General features: G+C 60.3%; 18 protein-coding genes. 9 read left to right on the top strand and 9 right to left on the bottom strand.

Features of this window, described 5'->3' with window-relative positions; genetic code table 11:
- Positions 1-4 precede the first annotated feature (4 nt).
- Together ACMGFM_RS12140 and ACMGFM_RS12135 are read left to right on the top strand one after the other, a co-directional pair.
- On the top strand, positions 5-643 hold the full coding sequence (locus tag ACMGFM_RS12140; RefSeq protein ID WP_436902897.1) for a TetR/AcrR family transcriptional regulator: 639 nt from the start codon (positions 5-7) through the stop codon (positions 641-643).
- Positions 640-2,148, top strand: coding sequence for an MATE family efflux transporter (locus ACMGFM_RS12135; RefSeq protein ID WP_436902896.1), 1,509 nt, complete (start codon positions 640-642; stop codon positions 2,146-2,148). Before ACMGFM_RS12140 ends, ACMGFM_RS12135 begins: the two co-directional genes overlap by 4 nt.
- An 11-nt stretch (positions 2,149-2,159) precedes the next feature.
- Here the strand turns inward: ACMGFM_RS12135 and ACMGFM_RS12130 are convergent, their stop codons facing one another.
- Positions 2,160-3,620, bottom strand: a complete 1,461-nt coding sequence (locus ACMGFM_RS12130; protein ID WP_436902895.1) for a sensor histidine kinase — start codon at positions 3,618-3,620, stop codon at positions 2,160-2,162.
- A 111-nt stretch (positions 3,621-3,731) separates the two neighbouring features.
- Here ACMGFM_RS12130 and ACMGFM_RS12125 point away from each other — a divergent pair, with 111 nt between their 5' ends.
- The 3 genes from ACMGFM_RS12125 to glpK all read left to right on the top strand — a co-directional run bounded on the left by ACMGFM_RS12125 (position 3,732) and on the right by glpK (position 6,927).
- On the top strand, positions 3,732-4,175 hold the full coding sequence (locus tag ACMGFM_RS12125; RefSeq protein ID WP_436902894.1) for a response regulator: 444 nt from the start codon (positions 3,732-3,734) through the stop codon (positions 4,173-4,175).
- 22 nt (positions 4,176-4,197) lie between these two features.
- The gene (locus ACMGFM_RS12120; RefSeq protein WP_436902893.1) at positions 4,198-5,271 is read left to right on the top strand and encodes a sensor histidine kinase; all 1,074 of its coding nucleotides are present in this window, start codon (positions 4,198-4,200) and stop codon (positions 5,269-5,271) included.
- Between the two features lie 132 nt (positions 5,272-5,403).
- Positions 5,404-6,927, top strand: a complete 1,524-nt coding sequence (gene glpK, locus ACMGFM_RS12115; RefSeq protein WP_436902892.1) for a glycerol kinase GlpK — start codon at positions 5,404-5,406, stop codon at positions 6,925-6,927.
- On the opposite strand, the gene ACMGFM_RS12110 is transcribed toward glpK, so the two are convergent.
- From ACMGFM_RS12110 to ACMGFM_RS12100, 3 genes are all read right to left on the bottom strand, one after another.
- Positions 6,928-8,241 carry a tubulin/FtsZ family protein gene (locus ACMGFM_RS12110; protein ID WP_436902891.1) on the bottom strand — a complete coding sequence of 438 codons (1,314 nt, stop codon included), beginning with the start codon at positions 8,239-8,241 and terminating at the stop codon, positions 6,928-6,930. It lies immediately after the preceding gene.
- Between the two features lie 3 nt (positions 8,242-8,244).
- Positions 8,245-9,420, bottom strand: a complete 1,176-nt coding sequence (locus ACMGFM_RS12105; RefSeq protein ID WP_436902890.1) for a tubulin/FtsZ family protein — start codon at positions 9,418-9,420, stop codon at positions 8,245-8,247.
- Positions 9,421-9,619: 199 nt separating this feature from the next.
- Entirely contained in the window at positions 9,620-9,976 is a 357-nt protein-coding gene (locus ACMGFM_RS12100; protein WP_436902889.1) for a Cdc6/Cdc18 family protein, read from the bottom strand.
- A 252-nt stretch (positions 9,977-10,228) separates the two neighbouring features.
- Here ACMGFM_RS12100 and sufB point away from each other — a divergent pair, with 252 nt between their 5' ends.
- Both sufB and ACMGFM_RS12090 read left to right on the top strand, forming a co-directional pair.
- Positions 10,229-11,659, top strand: a complete 1,431-nt coding sequence (gene sufB / locus ACMGFM_RS12095; protein WP_436902888.1) for a Fe-S cluster assembly protein SufB — start codon at positions 10,229-10,231, stop codon at positions 11,657-11,659.
- Positions 11,660-12,523 (top strand): 2-oxoacid:ferredoxin oxidoreductase subunit beta, encoded by an 864-nt coding sequence (locus ACMGFM_RS12090; RefSeq protein ID WP_436902887.1) that lies wholly within the window; start codon positions 11,660-11,662, stop codon positions 12,521-12,523.
- On the opposite strand, the gene truA is transcribed toward ACMGFM_RS12090, so the two are convergent.
- The 3 genes from truA to ACMGFM_RS12075 are packed head-to-tail and all read right to left on the bottom strand — an operon-like array spanning position 12,517 to position 14,534.
- Positions 12,517-13,332: a tRNA pseudouridine(38-40) synthase TruA gene (gene truA / locus ACMGFM_RS12085; RefSeq protein ID WP_436902886.1), complete on the bottom strand. Its 816-nt coding sequence runs from the start codon at positions 13,330-13,332 to the stop codon at positions 12,517-12,519. The genes ACMGFM_RS12090 and truA overlap by 7 nt on opposite strands.
- A gap of 3 nt (positions 13,333-13,335) precedes the next feature.
- Positions 13,336-13,683: a cupin domain-containing protein gene (locus tag ACMGFM_RS12080; protein WP_436902885.1), complete on the bottom strand. Its 348-nt coding sequence runs from the start codon at positions 13,681-13,683 to the stop codon at positions 13,336-13,338.
- Positions 13,684-13,727: 44 nt separating this feature from the next.
- Positions 13,728-14,534, bottom strand: a complete 807-nt coding sequence (locus ACMGFM_RS12075; RefSeq protein WP_436902884.1) for a TrmB family transcriptional regulator — start codon at positions 14,532-14,534, stop codon at positions 13,728-13,730.
- 306 nt (positions 14,535-14,840) lie between these two features.
- On the opposite strand from ACMGFM_RS12075, the gene ACMGFM_RS12070 reads away from it, so the two are divergent.
- Positions 14,841-15,122 (top strand): DUF5808 domain-containing protein, encoded by a 282-nt coding sequence (locus ACMGFM_RS12070; protein WP_436902883.1) that lies wholly within the window; start codon positions 14,841-14,843, stop codon positions 15,120-15,122.
- A 37-nt stretch (positions 15,123-15,159) separates the two neighbouring features.
- Positions 15,160-15,807, top strand: a complete 648-nt coding sequence (locus ACMGFM_RS12065) for a non-canonical purine NTP pyrophosphatase (protein ID WP_436902882.1) — start codon at positions 15,160-15,162, stop codon at positions 15,805-15,807.
- 9 nt (positions 15,808-15,816) lie between these two features.
- Here ACMGFM_RS12065 and ACMGFM_RS12060 read toward each other — a convergent pair whose 3' ends face one another.
- Both ACMGFM_RS12060 and ACMGFM_RS12055 read right to left on the bottom strand, forming a co-directional pair.
- Positions 15,817-16,284, bottom strand: coding sequence for a DUF7384 family protein (locus tag ACMGFM_RS12060; protein ID WP_436902881.1), 468 nt, complete (start codon positions 16,282-16,284; stop codon positions 15,817-15,819).
- Positions 16,285-16,565: 281 nt separating this feature from the next.
- The gene (locus ACMGFM_RS12055; RefSeq protein ID WP_436902880.1) at positions 16,566-17,234 is read right to left on the bottom strand and encodes a potassium channel family protein; all 669 of its coding nucleotides are present in this window, start codon (positions 17,232-17,234) and stop codon (positions 16,566-16,568) included.
- Between the last annotated feature and the right edge of the window lie 40 nt (positions 17,235-17,274).

Genomic DNA, 17,274 nt, shown 5'->3' with positions numbered 1-17,274 from the left:
GTCAATGAGTGAGGCCGACGAGGCAATCATGGACGCCGTCGACCAGGCCCTCCGCAAGTACGGCTACGCCGAGTTGACGATGCAGGATATCGCCGACGAGAATGAGAAAAGCAAGTCGCTACTCCACTATCATTACGACACGAAGGAGGACTTGCTGGTCGCCTTTCTGGACGGCCTCATCAGCGATTACGAGGAGCGGATGGCCTGTCGCAAGGAGGCGCCACCAACCGAGCGCATCGTCGAGTTTCTCGCACGATTCGTCTTCACACCTGAAGACACTGGCCGCGAGCAGTTCCACCTCGCGCTGCTGGAGATGCGCTCACAGGGACCGTTCAACGAGCGAATCCGTGAGCAACTCGTTCGGAGCGACGAGACACTCCGGACCACGGCCGCAGAGATCATTGCCGACGGAATCGAAGACGGAGTCTTCGCGGACGTCGACCCGGAGCGAACGGCAGCGATGCTCGTCGCGATGCTTGACGGCGCGCGGACCCGACAGATAACGCTCGGCGAGGCCAACGAGACCTACACCCGGGTTGTCGTCGAAGAGGCTCTCGAGCAGATTGTCGAACCGATCCTCGTGGACGGAGTCGAACTTCCCGACCTCGACGCAGTGCTGGCAGACCTAGACAGAGACGAGTGAAATCAGTCCCCAACCCCGTCCGGTTGCTCATTAGCTGGATAGGGCTGGGACTGGCCAGACTCGGCCTGATCGACCGCGAGCGAGCCATCAAGACGGCTGAACTCGCGTGGCCGCGTGTGCTTACCGGCATCGCCCGGATGTCGAAAAACGCTGTCGACGTGGCGATGGTCGGTGTCGCCGTCGGCACCACCGCGGTTGCCGGTGTCGGGTTCGCGAGCCCCTTCTGGGGACTCGCCTTCTCGGTCGGCGGCGGCGTTGCCGGCGGGACGATTGCGATGGTCTCACAGCGCTACGGCGCGGAGTCCTGGACGGAACTGGGCCGGGCCGTCCGGTCGAGTACGCTGTTGGCTGTCGTGCTCACGCTGCCGCTGTCGGTAGCCTTCTACACCAGACCTGAAGCGTTCATCTCGGTGCTCTCAAGCAACGAGGCCGCCATCCAGCAGGGAACGACCTACCTTCGGATTGTCGCACTGGGCATCCCCTTCGCAGGGTTGAATCTCGTCGGTTCGCGGACCCTCGTTGGTGCTGATGACGCCTACACTGCAATGCAACTGCGAGGCAGCGGCGCGCTGATCAACATCTTCCTCAACGCTGTCTTCATCTTCGGACTCGGCTGGGGTGTCGCCGGCGCGGCGCTTGGAACTGTGCTCTCGAATGTGGTCGTCACCGCGACGTTCGCGGTGGGACTCACAGTGGGGTGGCTGCCGGTCATCGGCACGATGCCAGTACAAATCTCGCCGCTGGGCCGGTGGGTTGAACCGGAGATGGTTCGGAATATTGTGACCATCGGGACGCCTGTCGGCCTGCGCAATCTCGTCTGGACGACCTTCCAGTTCCCGATGCTCGGCATCCTCGACATCTTCGGGGCGAACACGGTCGCTGCGTGGGTCATCGCCCGACGTATCTGGGGCGTGATGAACACGCCCGGATGGGGATTCGGGCTGGCCTCATCCAGTCTCGTTGGCCAGGCACTCGGACAGAACAACGAACGCGAGGCCGAGGCCTACGGCCGCGATATCATTCGCTTTGCCGTCGCAACCTACGCTGTCTCGGCAATCCTGGTTGCACTCTTTGCCAACCAGATTGTCGTCCTGTTCGCGAGTGACCCCACGAGTCCCGAGATACCGATTGCGGTTAACCTCGTCTACGCGGCGTGTTTCGCCATCATCTTCCAGGGAGTGTCAGGCGCGTCTGCAGGGCCGCTTGACGCCAGCGGCGACACACGAGTCACCTTCATCAGCCAGTTTCTCGGGATGTTCTGTGTCTCGATTCCGCTCGCGTATCTCGGCGCTGCTGGGCTGTCGGTTGGGGCAGTGACGGTTCCGGTCGTGGGCGTGAGTACACCAGCAATTTCCATCGCTCCGCTCGGACTGTGGGGACTGTATCTCGCCTTCCTCGCCGAAACCGCGGTGCCGGCGACGATCAACTACTGGCGGTTCCGCACCGACAAGTGGAAATCGATCAGCGAAGAGTACCGCCCAGACGCTGCCCCAGCGGACGATTAGGTGAGCGAGTCTCACGCTCGTGGCATCGAGAACGAAAAGGTCGCGCCCTCGCCTTCTTCGGAGTCGACCCAAATCTCGCCACCGTGTCGGGAGACGATTCGGTCACAGATTGCCAGTCCCATCCCAGTGCCGTCGCCGTCGCGGTCACCGCGTTTGAACAGCTCAAAGACGCCCTCTTGTTGGGACTCGGGAATTCCTGGCCCGTTGTCTTCGACTGAGAAGACGACATCGTCGCCGCGACTCTCGCTGCTGACGTGAATCGTCGGCGCGTCGGCGTGGTCGATGGCGTTGCTGATCAGGTTCTGGAACAGTTGGCCGAGTTGGCTGCGGTCAGCCTCGACACGTGGGAGGTCATCGCTAGTGACCGTTGCACCCGACTCGTCGATTCGGAGTTCGAGACTCTGGAGTGTCTCCGTGAGGACTTCGTTCGCGTCAGTTTCGGTGAACTCCTCACCCTCGGTTCGGACGCGAGAGTACGCCAGCAACTCGTCGATCATATCCTGCATCCGGTTGGCTCCGTCGGCCGCGAAGTCGATGTACTCCTGGGCGTCTTCATCGAGTTCGTCGCTGTACTCGCTTTCGAGCAGGCTCATGTAACTCGACACCATCCGGAGTGGCTCCTGCAGGTCGTGAGAAGCGATGTAGGCGAACTGCTGAAGCCGCTCGTTCGATTTCTCCAACTGCTTCATCTGTTCTTCAAGATCTGCTTGGGTTTCGCGCAGGTCCGTGATGTCGGTGTACAGTACGAACGCTTTCGACTCACTATCCGCAGAGTACGGGACAACCTGTGCCGTCAGATGTCTGCGCTCGCCGTCGATAGTCGTCGTGAACTCGGTCGATAGGGCGTTGCCCTGTTGAATGGCGTTGGTGAGAGTAGGAAGCTCCTCGTCGGTGTACTTGACAATCGATGACAGTGACTTTCCTTCCGGGTCTGATACCCCAAAAAGGTCGATAAACTGCTCGTTGGCGGCGTCAACTACCGGACTCTCTGCTCGGAGGGTGAGGTCCACGATTCCGTTGGGGTCGTTGTCGAACAACGACTGCCAGCGGTTGCGCTCGGTCTCGATTTCGTTACGAGATTCACGGATGTACGCGATCGTGTAGCCAATCCCACCGCCAGCGAGTGCCCCACCGATAGCGGTGTGGACGGCGATAACCAGCGGTTTGAATCTCGATTGAAACGACTGGAGCCCGAGAGCCCACCCGTAGATCAGCAGGATACCGGCAGCGCCGACGACCGCCCACCGGAACGTCAAAGTCAAATACGGTTGGTCACGGTTACGATACAGCCAGAGACTGCCGGCGACGATACCCCCAGCCAACAACAGCGGTAAACTGTTCTCTGCGAGTGTCAGCCAGAGCGCTTCGCCCTGTCCCTGCCAATCTTCGTAGATATCGAAGAAGACAAACGACAAGAGTCCGGCACCCAGACCGGCCAGTAACACAGCGTACCATCGCTTGCCGAGAGCCATTCGCTGAGAGATTCCCGTGGACGCATAAAATGATGCCGCCGGCAGTTGACCGCGCTGATAATTGACCAAAGCATAAATTGACGCAGCACAATGGATGTATAAGAGCTTACCGTGTCGTCAACTGACCGCGAACCAATTGAAATCCTCCTCGCCGAAGACAACCCAGGAGATGTAAAGCTGACGCGAAAAGCCCTCGATAAGGGAGACTTGCTAAACAACCTCCACGTCGTCAATGACGGGGTTGAGACGATGAAATTCCTCCGCAGCGAGGGCGAGTACGCTGACACACCGATGCCGGACCTGTTGTTGCTCGACCTGAACATGCCAAAAAAGGACGGGCGACAGGTGATGGAGGATATGGACGCCGACCCACAGCTGCGGCGGATCCCAGTGGTTGTCCTGACAAGTTCCGAGGCCGAGGAGGATGTGGTTCGCTCGTACGAACTGAGCGCAAATGCCTATCTCACGAAACCAGTTGATTTCGACGGCTTCGTCGAGATTATCAACCGACTCGAGAATTTCTGGTTCGAGATTGTCAAGATGCCACCGAAATGAGGCGTTGTGGAAGCGATAACACGTGACCGAAGACACACTTGCGGTGTTGCTCGTCGAAGACAACCCAGGCGACGCAAAACTCGTCGAGCACCACCTCCGTGAAGGGTCGGCGGGACCGCTCAGTGACGACGTCGACCTCACTCAGGTTGAGCGACTCGACGACGCTGTCTCGACGTTGGAGACAGAGCGATACGACCTCGTCTTGCTTGACCTCGGGCTCCCCGAAACGACGGGCATCGAAACGCTCGAACGACTCGACAATGTCGTCGAGACGACGCCAATTGTCGTCCTGACAGGACTGGACGACAGCGAAGCCGCACTCAAAGCGATCCAGCAGGGTGCCCAGGATTACCTCCCGAAAGACGACCTCGATTCGGAGACGCTATGGCGGTCACTGCGCTACGCTGTCGAGCGCGAACGGCAGGCGCAGGAACTTCGACGACGCAACGAGCAACTTGGGTTTTTCAGCAGCATTCTGCGCCACGATGTCAACAACGGTATCGAAGTTATCAAACGAAACGCACACCTCCTCGAACCCGAACTCGACGGCGAGAGCAGCGACCGAGCCGAAACGATCGTCGACTGGAGCGAGACCATCACCGACCTCACCGAGAAAATTCAGGTGATGATCCAGGGAATTACCCACGGTGAACGACGACAACTCGAAACCGTCGACCTCTCGGCAGTTGTCGAAGACCAAGCAACAGTTGCCGAAGGAATGGGAGAGCACGTCACCGTCGAGACAGCGGTTCCATTCGGCGTCTCCGTCCAGGCTGACGAGATGCTCGCAGAGGTGCTGCACAATCTTTGTACCAACGCTGTCGAGCACAACGATACTGACGAGCCGCGGGTGACTGTGGAGGCCACACAGCACGAGGAGACGGTTACAATCACTGTCGCCGACAACGGCCCCGGAATCCCCGAAGACGAGCGAGCAGCCCTGTTCTCGTGGGAGGGGCGAAAAACCGGCTCAGACGAGGGTGGATTCGGACTGTATTTTGTCCAGACCATGGTCCAGAGTTACGGTGGCTCAGTTACTGTCGAGGAAAACGAACCGCGCGGAACCGTCTTCAGAATCGAACTCCCAGCGGCCTGAGTGGCTGGGGCTGGTTTGGAATCGTGTTGCCAGACGACTCACCCCGCAAGTACAGACGCGAATGATAATTGCTATTATGGCGCTCGGGTTTACCCACAGCGTGGAGAGTGACGCTCTCGTCCAGTGGAGATTATGATAGACAGCTACGTCGGCGCGATTGACCAGGGGACGACCGGAACGCGATTCATGGTGTTCGACCACAGCGGAGAAGTCGTGGCGAACGCGTACCGGACACACGAGCAAATCTACCCGGAACCGGGCTGGGTCGAGCACGACGCGGCGGAGATCTGGGAGACGACGAAACAGGTCGTCGTCGACGGCCTCGAAGACGCGGGACTCGACGCCACGCAGTTGGCGGGACTCGGTATCACGAACCAGCGCGAGACGACGGTCATCTGGGACCGCGAAACTGGCGACCCGGTCTACAACGCCATCGTCTGGCAGGACCGCCGGACAACCGACCGTGTCGAGGAGATACAGGCGGCAGGTGACGAGGAGTGGATTCGTGAGAAGACCGGCCTCGAATGTGACGCGTACTTCTCGGCGACAAAGGCGGAGTGGCTGCTCGAAAACGCGGTCGGAACGGACCGCGGCGGCGACTCGCTCAGAGACCGGGCTGAGCGCGGCGAGTTACTGCTCGGGACAGTTGATTCCTGGCTCATCTACAATTTGACCGGCAACCACATCACGGATGTCTCGAACGCCTCGCGGACGATGCTGTTCAACATCCACGAGTTAGAGTGGGACCGAGAACTGCTGGACGAGTTCGACGTGCCCCGTGCGATGCTCCCGGAGGTTCGCCCCTCCTCCGACGAAGCAACCTACGGCCACACTGACGCCGATGGATTTCTCGGCGCGGCGGTCCCAGTTGCGGGCGCGCTGGGCGACCAGCAGGCAGCCCTGTTCGGCCAGACCTGTTTCGACGCCGGCGACGCCAAGAACACCTACGGGACGGGCTCGTTCTACCTGATGAACACCGGCACGAAGGCCGTGACCTCCGACCACGGTCTCTTGACAACTGTCGGCTTCCAGCGCTCCGGCGAACCCGTCCAGTACGCCCTCGAGGGGTCGATTTTCATCACCGGCGCAGCCATCGAGTGGCTCGAAGATGTTGATATCATCACCAACGCCGCCCAGACGGCCGACCTCGCGAGGTCGGTCGATTCGACTGACGGTGTCTACTTCGTGCCCGCATTCACCGGCCTCGGCGCGCCACACTGGGACGGCCGTGCCCGCGGCAGTATCGTCGGCATGACGCGGGGCACGCGTACGGAACACATCGTCCGTGCAACGCTCGAAGCAATCGCCTACCAGACCCGAGATGTGGCCGAGGCGATGGAGGCCGACTCCGGTGTCGAGACGACCAGCCTCCGTGTCGATGGTGGCGCAGTAAAGAACAATTTCCTCTGTCAACTGCAGGCTGACATCCTCCAGACCGACATCGTGCGTCCAGAAGTGGACGAGACGACTGCGCTGGGGGCCGCCTACGCCGCCGGCCTGGCAGTCGACTACTGGGACGACCTCGATAGTCTCCGCACGAACTGGCACGTCGACGAGGAGTTCGAGCCAGAACGCCCTGCCGAAGCTGTCGACAAGCAGTACGAGCGATGGAGTGACGCCGTCGAGCGCTCACTCGACTGGGCCAACGAGGAGTAGCTACTCTGAATCCGGAATCTGTTCTTCGGTCCCGACTGTTTGTTCGGAGTCCGCAACTGAGTCACTCGGTTCGCCATCGTCGGCGGTGTCGCTTGACTCGGCGTCAGCGGTCGCCTCGGAGGCGTCGGCGTCGGTGTCAGGAGACTCAGCGGTCGCCTCTGGTGGCGCTAACTCCTCGCTCGGCGGTTCGTCCGTTGACTCCGCAGTTTCGTCCTCGAGGTGCTCGCGCTTGTAGGCGACTGCGCGCTCCTGCAGTTCGTCGATACGGGGCACCTCGGTGACATTCGACAGGAGTACGGAGGCGGCAATCAGCGTGGCGTCGTGTGGCTCGTCGCCGGCCCACACCTGGACTGTCCCCGTCTCCTCTTCCAGCCAGTACCGACCGGTCTCGAACCCTTTGCGCGAGCAGACATCAGAGGGACCGGACAGCGAAAGCATCGCCCGCTCGGCACTCGAGACATCACAGGGAAGCGTGAGTTTCGAGTTGACTGTTGCCTGAATCAGTTCCTTGATTTTGGCTGCGTCGGTTACCTCTGGTTCCTCCTCGGTCGAACGCAGGAGATTCAGCAACTTGCCCAGGAGGGAATCAGGACGGTCGAGTTCCGTAGTCGCGTAGCCAAGCGTCGAGACCCCGCCGGATTCGAGTGCTTTCATCGTGTCGCTGGGGTCGAGCATCGTCTCCGCGATTGGCGCGTTTTCGAGTTCGCCGACGCCGAGGACGGCGATGATTCGCGTCACAAGTTCGATGTTGAGCGCCGGGTACTGGGCGTCGAGGTCGTCGCCGTCACACCACTCCTCGTTGTCGAACAGAATGACGTTGTCCGCCAGGTCCACGTAGGACTGCAGCGAGCGAGCCGCGTTGTACGCCTGCTGGTCACTCTCGGAATCTGCGGGGAGGATTCCGAGCACGTAGACCGGACTGTCCGTGATTGATTTGAGTCCTTCGAGGATGACCGGGCCGACACCGGCGCCGGTCCCACCGCCCAGTCCCGCGACGAGCACCGTTGCGTGGACGGAGTGGGTTGCGAGTTTGTCGAACTCACGGTATATCTCGTCGGTGTCTTCCGCGGCGACTTCAGCGCCAAGTTCGAGGTTGCCATCCAGCCCCTCTCCGCGGATGTCGGGATGCGTATCGCCGACGAGGACGTGCCGGTCGACCGGAATGTGGTCGTAGCCCTCGAAGGCAGATTTTGTCGTGTCGAAGACCAGCGCTTGGTCGTTGGTGAACGCGCGGTCGCTGTTGGCTTCGACCTTCCGGAGTGCGTCGACGACCCGACCACCGGCACCGCCGACACCGACGAGTGCGAATTTCATGGCTTAGACTACCGGGTCAAGTTCGTCGTCGTCGTCAGTGATCAGGTCGCTGATCTCCTCGTCACGAACGGCCTCCTGTGCCTGAATCTTGTTCTGGGCGTCGACAGCCTGGTCCTGAATCTCGTCGATCCGTGGCGTCTTGGTCACGTTCGACAGCAGGACGACAGCCGCGAGGTGGGTGGCGTTGTGCCGTGGGTCGTCACCGGCAAGCACCTCGACGGTGTCTGCCTCCTGTTCGAGCCACTGGCGGGCGCTCTCGATGCCTTTCCGGGCGAAGGTTTCCGGCGGTCCCGAGAGAACAATCAGTGCACGGTCAGCACTGGAGACTTCACAGGGGATCGTCAGCCGGGAGTTGACGGCTCGACGGACGAGTCCTTTGATTTTTGCGGCGTCAGAGGACTCGTCGTCGAATTCCTCGCCGGTGCCGTTGCGGAACTTGTTGAGCAGGCCCTCCTGCCCGTCGACTGCACTAGCGGCGTACCCGATAGAGGAGACACCGCCGGTGTCCAGCGTCCGCATGATGTCACTGGAGTCCATCGCGTTCTCGGCAACGTCAGTCTCGTCCTGTTCGCCTGCCGCGAGCAGGGTAACGATACGCGTCGCCAGTTCCTGGTTCATCTCGTCGTAGCCTTCCTCGATGGTCTGGTCGCGGGCGCGCCAAGCGTCGTTGTCGAAGGCGATGAAATTGTCCACTTTCGTGACGAACGATTGCAGCGAGCGGGCGGCGTTGAGGGCCGGTCGGCCGCCTTCGTACTCGCCCGGCAGGACGCCAAGTCCGTAGACCGGTTCGTCGTACATCTTCTGGAGTTCGTCGATAACGACCGGGCCGGCACCGCTACCGGTTCCCCCACCCAGTCCGGCGGAGACGAACAGTGCGTCGACGTCGTGAATTTCCACGTCGTCGAACGCTCGTCTGATTTCTTCGATATCCGTCTTCGCGACATCCGCACCAACGTCGACGTCACCGCCGACACCGTGACCCTTTGCCTCCTGATGAGTGTCACCGATCAGGACGCGGCGGTCTTCTGGAATAAAATCAGGTTTTGCGAGGTCCGTTCTGGCAGTGTTGATAGCGAGCGCGTGCCGACAGAGGTTACGGCCAGTCTCGTCTTCAAATTCGAGCATTCGGTCGAGGATTTTGGTCCCGGCATTGCCGACACCGATTGTTGCGAGTTTCATAGCTTTGGAGGTTCAGATGGTTAGTTCTGATAATCGGAGACGGCAAGTGTATCTTGTGGCCGCCCCGACTCCGTGTCCGTCCATCTGCGTGAGTTCATGAGGGCCACGTATTTGAATGTACGTCTGACATTCTCCCGAGCGATACTGGAGCAAAAAAGAGAACTCTCCACGTCGAACGACCGTTGACCGCCAATTGCGGCTACTGACTGACGTGTTCCGCCAGCGGCGCAACCTCGTCGTCGTCGGCGAGCGAACTGACGACATCGCCCGAGTCGGCGGCGAGGGTGTACTGCGGACGGCCTTTGCCCGTTGGACTCGTCCCCGATGGCGAGGACATTTCGACGAGTCCGTCAGCTTCCAGACGGTTGAGCGCGCGGTTGACCGCAGCCTCGGACAGCGAATCCAGAAGGTGTTCGTCAATAGCATCGAGCAGGTCACGCAGTTCACCGATAACCTCGCCAGTGTGCACTGGTGTCTTCGCAGTGTATTCGAGGTCTGCGAGACAGAGCAATACGATCCGACCCGAGAGCGAACGCGACGCGAGTTCCCCTTGCATATGCAACCGTAAACGGCGGACTGTCAAAAGTAATGCCCTTGGGTTGGCACAGTTCTGGAACACTACCCGCTAGCTTTTGCGACCGGTCACAGCAGCCTAATTCAGCAATGCAAAAAGATAGTTTGTTATCCAAAAATATACAGCAGAGAGTAGTATAAAAATACCACAGAAGTTGAAACCACAGTTTCGGAAAGTCGAGTACCGACCCCATCCGAGGGCAGGCTTATGTGCGTTCAGACGAACATGTATGTAATGAGTTCAGACCAAGACCACCTCGAAGAGACGGACACCGAGAAACGATTCGAGTTCAAGAAAGAAGAGAAGTCTGCGTTCGAGGCCGAGAAGGGTCTCACCGAGGAGACCATTCGCGTCATCTCCGAGGACAAAGACGAGCCAGAGTGGATGCTCGAGCGGCGTCTCCGCGCGCTCGAGCAGTTCCAGCAGATGCCGATGCCCGACGACTGGCCGGGCGCACCCGACCTCAGCGAGATTGAAATCGACGAAATCGTCCCGTACATCCGCCCGGATATCGAGACGCGTGGCGGCGTCGACGACTGGGAAGACCTGCCCGAAGAGATTCAGGACACCTTCGACAAACTCGGCATTCCGGAAGCCGAAAAGAACGCCCTCTCTGGTGTCGGTGCCCAGTACGAGTCCGAGATTGTCTACCAGAACATGCAGGAACGCTGGGAGGACAAAGGCGTCATCTTCTGTGACATGGACAAGGCTGTCCAGGAACACGAAGAAATCGTCAAAGAGCACTTCATGACCAAAGCCGTGCCGCCGAGCGACAACAAGTTCGCCGCGCTGCACGGCGCGATTTGGTCCGGGGGTTCCTTCGTCTACGTGCCAGAAGACACGAACGTCGACATGCCTGTTCAGGCCTACTTCCGGATGAACTCCGATGGAATGGGTCAGTTCGAGCACACCCTCATCATCGCCGAGGAGAACTCCGAAGTGCACTACATCGAAGGCTGCAGTGCGCCGAAATACTCTGAGTTCAACCTTCACAGTGGTGGCGTCGAGGTGTTCGTCAACGAAGGCGCGCACGTTCAGTATTCGACCGTCCAGAACTGGTCGAAAAATACCTACAACCTCAACACCAAACGCGCAATCGCAGAAAAGGACGCCACAATGGAGTGGGTGTCGGGGTCGATGGGCTCGAAAGCGACGATGCTCTACCCGTCAACAGTGCTCAAAGGCCCCGGTGCGACGGACAACCACATTACCATCGCCATGGCTGGCGAGGGACAGAACATCGACACAGGTGCGAAAGTCTACCACAACGCGCCAAACACCTCCTCGACTATCGAGTCCAAGAGTATCAGCAAGGACGGCGGCCGCACCAATTACCGCGGCCTCGTCCACATCGCAGACGGTGCCGAGAACGCCTCAACCTCCGTCGAGTGTGACGCATTGATGTTCGACAACGACTCGACGTCGGACACGATGCCGTACATGGAAATCCAGGAGAGCGAAGTCGACGTCGCCCACGAAGCGACTGTTGGGAAGATTGGCGACGAGGACGTCTTCTACCTCGAATCGCGTGGCCTCGACGACGACGACGCCAAACAGATGATTGTCGCTGGCTTCATCGAACCGCTCACGGAGGAGTTGCCCATCGAATATGCGGTTGAGATGAACCGACTCATCGAACTCGAAATGGAGGGGAGCCTCGGATAGATGAGTTCCGAGGTAAGCTTCGTCGACTTCAAGTCGGATAAACAGCCGACGTGGTGCCCGGGCTGTGGTGACTTCGGCACCATGAACGGCATGATGAAAGCCCTTGCCGAGACGGGCAACAGCCCCGACGATACCTTCATCGTCGCGGGAATTGGCTGTTCAGGCAAGATTGGCACCTACATGCACAGCTACGCGCTGCACGGCGTGCATGGTCGTGCCCTCCCAGTCGGGATTGGTGTGAAGATGGCCAACCCAGAACTGGAGGTAATGGTTGCCGGCGGTGACGGTGACGGGTATTCCATCGGTGCCGGGCACTTCGTCCACGCAGTCCGGCGGAACGTCGACATGACCTACGTCGTCATGGACAACCGCATCTACGGACTAACTAAGGGGCAGGCCTCCCCGACCAGCCGTGAGGACTTCGAAACCTCGACGTCACCGGGCGGAACGAACATGCCGCCGGTGAACCCGCTGGCGCTTGCGCTGGCTTCCGGCGCTACCTTCATCGCCCAGTCGTTCAGTTCGGACTCCAAGCGACACGCCGAGATTGTGCAAAAGGCCGTCGAACACGACGGCTTCGGCTTCGTCAACGTCTACTCACCGTGCGTGACGTTCAACGACGTCGACACCTACGACTACTTCCGCGATTCGCTCGTGGACCTCAAAGAAGACGACCACGACCCAACCGACCGCGAAGAAGCGAAAGAAGCCATCCTCAGCGGCGACAAAGAGTATCAGGGCGTTATCTACCAGAACGAAAACAGCGTCCCATTCGAGGAACAAGAAGGCATCGACGCACCAATGAACACGGTGCCAGACGGCGCGCCTGAGGGCGCGATGGACCTCGTCCGCGAGTTCTACTGAGAACCAGATTCCGCGATTCCGTCGGCGATTTTTCCGGCCACCTGCGCCCGGATAGCGTGTTCGTGCTGTCGTGATTCAAACGAGTCGTGAGCCGATGGCACGGCGTCTGCGTCGGACTCGAAGGAGAGGTCAGGATAGTCGACGGCCTGCAACACGAGCGGATAGGGCGGTGCAGGTCCAACGCCCTCCGGACCGGAGAGCGAGTCGGCGGTGAGTACGCGGTCGATACGGTCCATGCCTGCCTCGCCACGGGCCACTTCTGCAACCAGCGAAACCAGCCGACGGACCAGTTGGCGCGGAAACCCACCAGCCCGGACGGCGAGTTCGAGGGTCGGTCCCTCGCCGGAGAGCGTCGCCGAGAGGTCACGGCGTGTGCCAGTCTCGTCTGGCGTGAGGTTGTGAAAGTCGTGCTCGCCGGAGAGTCGGTCGAGTGCCGCCTGAACAGCGGAGCGGTCGGCGTCGGGTGCGTGCAAGTAGTAGACGTACGTGCGGGCGCTGGCGTGATGGGTCGCGTGGAACTCGTCGGGTGCGTCGGCACTCGCCCATGCGTGGATCGTGTCGGGCAGTTCGCTCGTCAAGGCGGCGGGAGAGAGCCACTCAGGACACTCGAAGGCAACCGTCTGTGCGAGCGCCGAGACACCGGCGTCGGTCCGGCCAGCGGCGGCGTATCCGGGCGGCGTGTCCGCGTTGTCGAGCACATCGAGTGCCCGGAGCGCGTCGAGAATGGCGTCCTCGACAGTCACGACGTCAGGCTGGCGCTGGAAGCCGTGATAGGGGCGGCCGTCGTAGGCGATTCGGAAGGCGCGCACGGGTTAGGGGCTATCTGGGCTCCACGGCGGGTCGTCACGCGGCGGGCTGAAGACATCAATTCCTTCGACGGGCATCTCCGAGCGATTCTCGGCAGCGTGGGGCACGTTCGATGGGATGACGAAGGACTCGCCGGGGTTGATGACGTGTGTCTCGCCGTCGATCAGGAAGGTGAAGGTGCCGTTTGCGACGTAGCCAATCTGTTCGTGTTCGTGGCTGTGTTCCGGAACGGACGCGCCCGATTCGATGTGGAAATGCTGGAGACTCGTCCGCTCGCCCGAGACAAGTTGTGTGAGATAGACGCCGTCGACGACTTCGACCGTCTCGCCGTCAGCAGGTGACATCGATTCCATACGCGCACAGACGGGGCCGAGACGTAAGTGCGTTCACTCCACAGTTACGCGCCCTGGGGGTGGTCGAGATACTGTGAGAGAAGCCCGCGAAGAACGAGGACGATGCTGTTACCGGAACCGTTTCCACAGACTGCTCGCTCACGAACGTTACCGTCCGTGTGAGCGACCGTGCTGGCGAGCAGGTCTCCATCATCAACCAGCATGAGTCGGCCGACCGAGAGATGGCCTGGCTGGTCTGCCTGGGAGAGCCACTCGAAATTTGACTCGAAGACGTATAGTTCGGAGGTCAATTCGGCGAGTTGGGAGCGAACCGACTCAGAGCCAGCACCGACGACAACGTCGACGCCCCGGTTGGCCGCCGAGCGGAGTCGGTCGTTGACGCCGTTGGCGATCACCTCGTTGTCGCCGACCAACAGCAGCACCTCCGTTTCGGCGCCGTCGATCAGCCGTTTCGTTCGGGCGGTGATTGTCTCGGTTCCGGACAGCGACCAGACTTCTGGGTCCAGTTCGTGGCTGCCAGAGTCGGGTTCCCGTCGAAGCTGCGTAAGCGATTGTTCGAGTCGGTCGATGCGGCTCTGGTGGCGCTGTTCGAGAACTTCCAGGGCCTCAGAGAGAGGAATAGCGCGGAATCGCTGTGGCGAGGAGTGTTGAATCTCGACTAAGCCGTCGGCTTCGAGCGAACGGACTGCCTCGTACACTCGAGTCCGTGGCACGTCGATATGTTCGCTGACATCGCGGGCAGTCCCAGCGGTGATTTTTGTTAACGAGACGAAACACTTCGCTTCATACTCTCGAAGCCCAAACTGTTCTAGCTCTTCGATAGCTTGGTTTTGTGGATTATTTTCAGACATATCCCAACCACTTAATCTGCACTTATTTTTACGACCCACCCTTATTAAATCTGAGTACAAAATTCAGTTAGTGATTATTACAGAGGATAAACTGGGCCAATAGCAGTTTCGCGGATAAAAATACGATATTGTGCGTGTAAAACTCTACCGAATTTTGTTATTACTATAATCACAACAATTATGAGCCGACACAGTGTATCTCCATCTGGCCCCTGAGATGCATTGTCCCAACCACTGTATGCTCGGGGGCCACTTCTCACCGAGCAGAGGGAAACCATCTTAATGCAGGCGAGTGTACACCAACGTATGGCAGACCAACCCGCCTCTGGCGAACTGTTCGGTATTCCGTATAACTTCGAGAAGCCCAGCCTCCGAGGGCTGCTCTCGTCGTACTGGCAACCCGGTGAAGAGATGCTCGTCGAAAAAGAGTTCGGCGTGGGCTACACGCTGAACCTGGCGAACTGGCGGTCGTGGATTGTGGTCGCGATTGTCGGCGCGCTGCTCTATCAGGAACGCTCGGGCGAGGACGACGAGTCCGTCGAAACGGAAGACGACGAGGACGAACCGGTCGAAGTCGTCGTCGACTAAACGGGGCTATTTTGGCCGTCGAACCCCGACGGCAGGTATGATCAATTTTGTGACGACCAACCCGGGGAAAGTCGCCGAGGCCCAGGAGTATCTCGACGAACCGGTCGAGCAGTTCGAGTTCGACTATCCGGAACGCCAGGCCGCGGATTTGGCGACTGTTGCCGCCCATGGCGCCCGCGCGGCCTATCGCCACGTCGGCGAGCCTGTGCTTGTCGACGACTCCGGGCTGACCATCGACGCACTCGGTGGCTTCCCGGGCCCGTACTCCTCGTACGTCGAGGACAAACTCGGCATCGAGCGCGTCTGGGAACTCGCACAGGCCGAGGACGACCGGAGCGGTGCCTTCCGGGCGGTCATCGCCTACTGCGACGGCGAGAGTTTTGCAGCGACACCAGAACCGGTCGATACAGACCGTCGCGGGCAGGACATCGCTGCCGAACACCGCAGCGACGCGACGACAGACGAACAGGTCGACGGTGACGCCCTGCCAGTACGGCTGTTCGAGGGTGTTGCACCCGGGACGATTGTCGCCCCGCGCGGCGACGGCGGCTTCGGATTCGACCCGATTTTCGAGTACGACGGCCAGACCTACGCCGAAATGAGCACCGAAGAGAAAAACGCCATCAGCCACCGCGGCCGTGCGCTGGCAAAGTTCGCGGAGTGGTACGGCTCCGCCGACAGATAACCACTAGTATCAGCGTGGGTCGCGGTCCGGTCCGGGATAGGGCTCGTCGTAGAGACTTTCGTACAGACTGTCAGGGGCAAACAGCCGTGCAAAGGCGTCTGGCGGACGGATGCTGACCGTCATGTGTGGTTGCAGTGATCGGTTTGTCGACGCGCTGGCCAGGTCGTCGTCGAAGGTCAGTACGTGTCCCGCCTCACCGCGGTAGGCCGAGGCCAGTGCCGGATGGTCACCGTCGGGATGAGAGACGTCGACACGCTCTTCTGTAATGCGGTCACGCCACGCCGACGCAAGTTCGTCGTCAGTGAAGTCGGAGATAACTACCGTCGCGTCCGCGAGCAGCGCGTCGCTGGCGACGAGGGCGAGCCAACTGTGACTGCGGATATGGTCGAGTGCCGCACGCGCTGGCCCACCGACGAGCAGGTCCGCAGCCAGGACATCTGCGTCGGCAACGACTCGGGTTGACGCAGCCTCACTCATCGTCTCGCAGAGCCTGCAGTGCGGTCTGAATCTGGTCAGTCGTCACCTCGTAGGACTGTGCGCGCTCGAACAGGTCTCCCCAGCTCAGGTCGGACATACCACAGCTACGCGAACCGGCGAAGAAAAGCCGTCGGTCCCGTCAGACGGCCGTCTGACGGGTGTTTATCAGCCTCGGTAGAGAGCAATCTGATGGGCGCGTGTCCAGAAGCTTGTGCCCACAGCTCCCATCCTTCAATGGCGCCCTGCTTTGCAGGTGGTTGCCACGCGCCCCCGTTTTCTACTCAGCCAGCGACTGCTTCGCCACGCAAGCGCTCGCGCACCTCGGTCAGGAACTCCGGGTCGGTCAGAATCGCAACTGAATCGCCAGCCTCGATTTTGGTCCGTGGCAGCGGAATTGTCATCGACTCGTTCGCCCGGCCGTGGGCATAGATTTGCGTTTCGCCCGGGAGTTCGACATCGATAACGCGCTGGCCGATCACCGGCGCGTCGTCGGGAATTTCAACGCTTGCGATGGACAGTTCCTCTGTGAGGTCAGCAATTACATTGAAGTCTCCGCCAAGAAGTGCCGTTTTCGCGCCGACCGCACCGAGTCGTTCCGGGTAGATGATCTCGTCGACACTGCTCGCGTACTTCTCGTACAGTTCGTCGCTGAAGTCCTCGTTGACGCGCAACACCGTCCGACAGCCGTGTGCGTCGCCGATGACACACGCGAGGAAGTTGGTGTTGAGGTCACCCGTCAGCGCGCCGATTGCGTCTGTCTCGTCCAGTCCGGCCTCCGCGAGCACCGCCTCTGTCGACCCATCGCCGCTGACGACCGCAAACCCGTCGTCACGAGCGCGGTCGAGGCGCTCGGGGTCCTGTTCGACGACAACGACCGTGTGCCCCTCCCCCCGGAGTGTCTGGGCCGTCCGCATCCCAACCCGACCGAAGCCCACGATAACGAATCTCATGTGTTCACATACAGCATCATCTGTGAAAACACTATCCCCG

This window comes from Halovenus halobia, assembly GCF_051414135.1.
Lineage (GTDB): Archaea > Halobacteriota > Halobacteria > Halobacteriales > Haloarculaceae > Halovenus > Halovenus halobia.
This window is presented reverse-complemented; position numbering and strand designations above follow the sequence as displayed.

What these genes read in the sequence shown, in the direction of transcription:
- ACMGFM_RS12140 (WP_436902897.1), top strand. Translation starts at nt 5, where the DNA reads ATGAGTGAGGCCGACGAGGCAATCATGGACGCCGTCGACCAGGCCCTC.
- ACMGFM_RS12130 (WP_436902895.1), bottom strand. Translation starts at nt 3,620, where the DNA reads ATGGCTCTCGGCAAGCGATGGTACGCTGTGTTACTGGCCGGTCTGGGT.
- glpK (WP_436902892.1), top strand. Translation starts at nt 5,404, where the DNA reads ATGATAGACAGCTACGTCGGCGCGATTGACCAGGGGACGACCGGAACG.
- ACMGFM_RS12110 (WP_436902891.1), bottom strand. Translation starts at nt 8,241, where the DNA reads ATGAAATTCGCACTCGTCGGTGTCGGCGGTGCCGGTGGTCGGGTCGTC.
- ACMGFM_RS12105 (WP_436902890.1), bottom strand. Translation starts at nt 9,420, where the DNA reads ATGAAACTCGCAACAATCGGTGTCGGCAATGCCGGGACCAAAATCCTC.
- ACMGFM_RS12100 (WP_436902889.1), bottom strand. Translation starts at nt 9,976, where the DNA reads ATGCAAGGGGAACTCGCGTCGCGTTCGCTCTCGGGTCGGATCGTATTG.
- sufB (WP_436902888.1), top strand. Translation starts at nt 10,229, where the DNA reads ATGAGTTCAGACCAAGACCACCTCGAAGAGACGGACACCGAGAAACGA.
- ACMGFM_RS12090 (WP_436902887.1), top strand. Translation starts at nt 11,660, where the DNA reads ATGAGTTCCGAGGTAAGCTTCGTCGACTTCAAGTCGGATAAACAGCCG.
- ACMGFM_RS12080 (WP_436902885.1), bottom strand. Translation starts at nt 13,683, where the DNA reads ATGGAATCGATGTCACCTGCTGACGGCGAGACGGTCGAAGTCGTCGAC.
- ACMGFM_RS12075 (WP_436902884.1), bottom strand. Translation starts at nt 14,534, where the DNA reads ATGTCTGAAAATAATCCACAAAACCAAGCTATCGAAGAGCTAGAACAG.
- ACMGFM_RS12070 (WP_436902883.1), top strand. Translation starts at nt 14,841, where the DNA reads ATGGCAGACCAACCCGCCTCTGGCGAACTGTTCGGTATTCCGTATAAC.
- ACMGFM_RS12065 (WP_436902882.1), top strand. Translation starts at nt 15,160, where the DNA reads ATGATCAATTTTGTGACGACCAACCCGGGGAAAGTCGCCGAGGCCCAG.
- ACMGFM_RS12060 (WP_436902881.1), bottom strand. Translation starts at nt 16,284, where the DNA reads ATGAGTGAGGCTGCGTCAACCCGAGTCGTTGCCGACGCAGATGTCCTG.
- ACMGFM_RS12055 (WP_436902880.1), bottom strand. Translation starts at nt 17,234, where the DNA reads ATGAGATTCGTTATCGTGGGCTTCGGTCGGGTTGGGATGCGGACGGCC.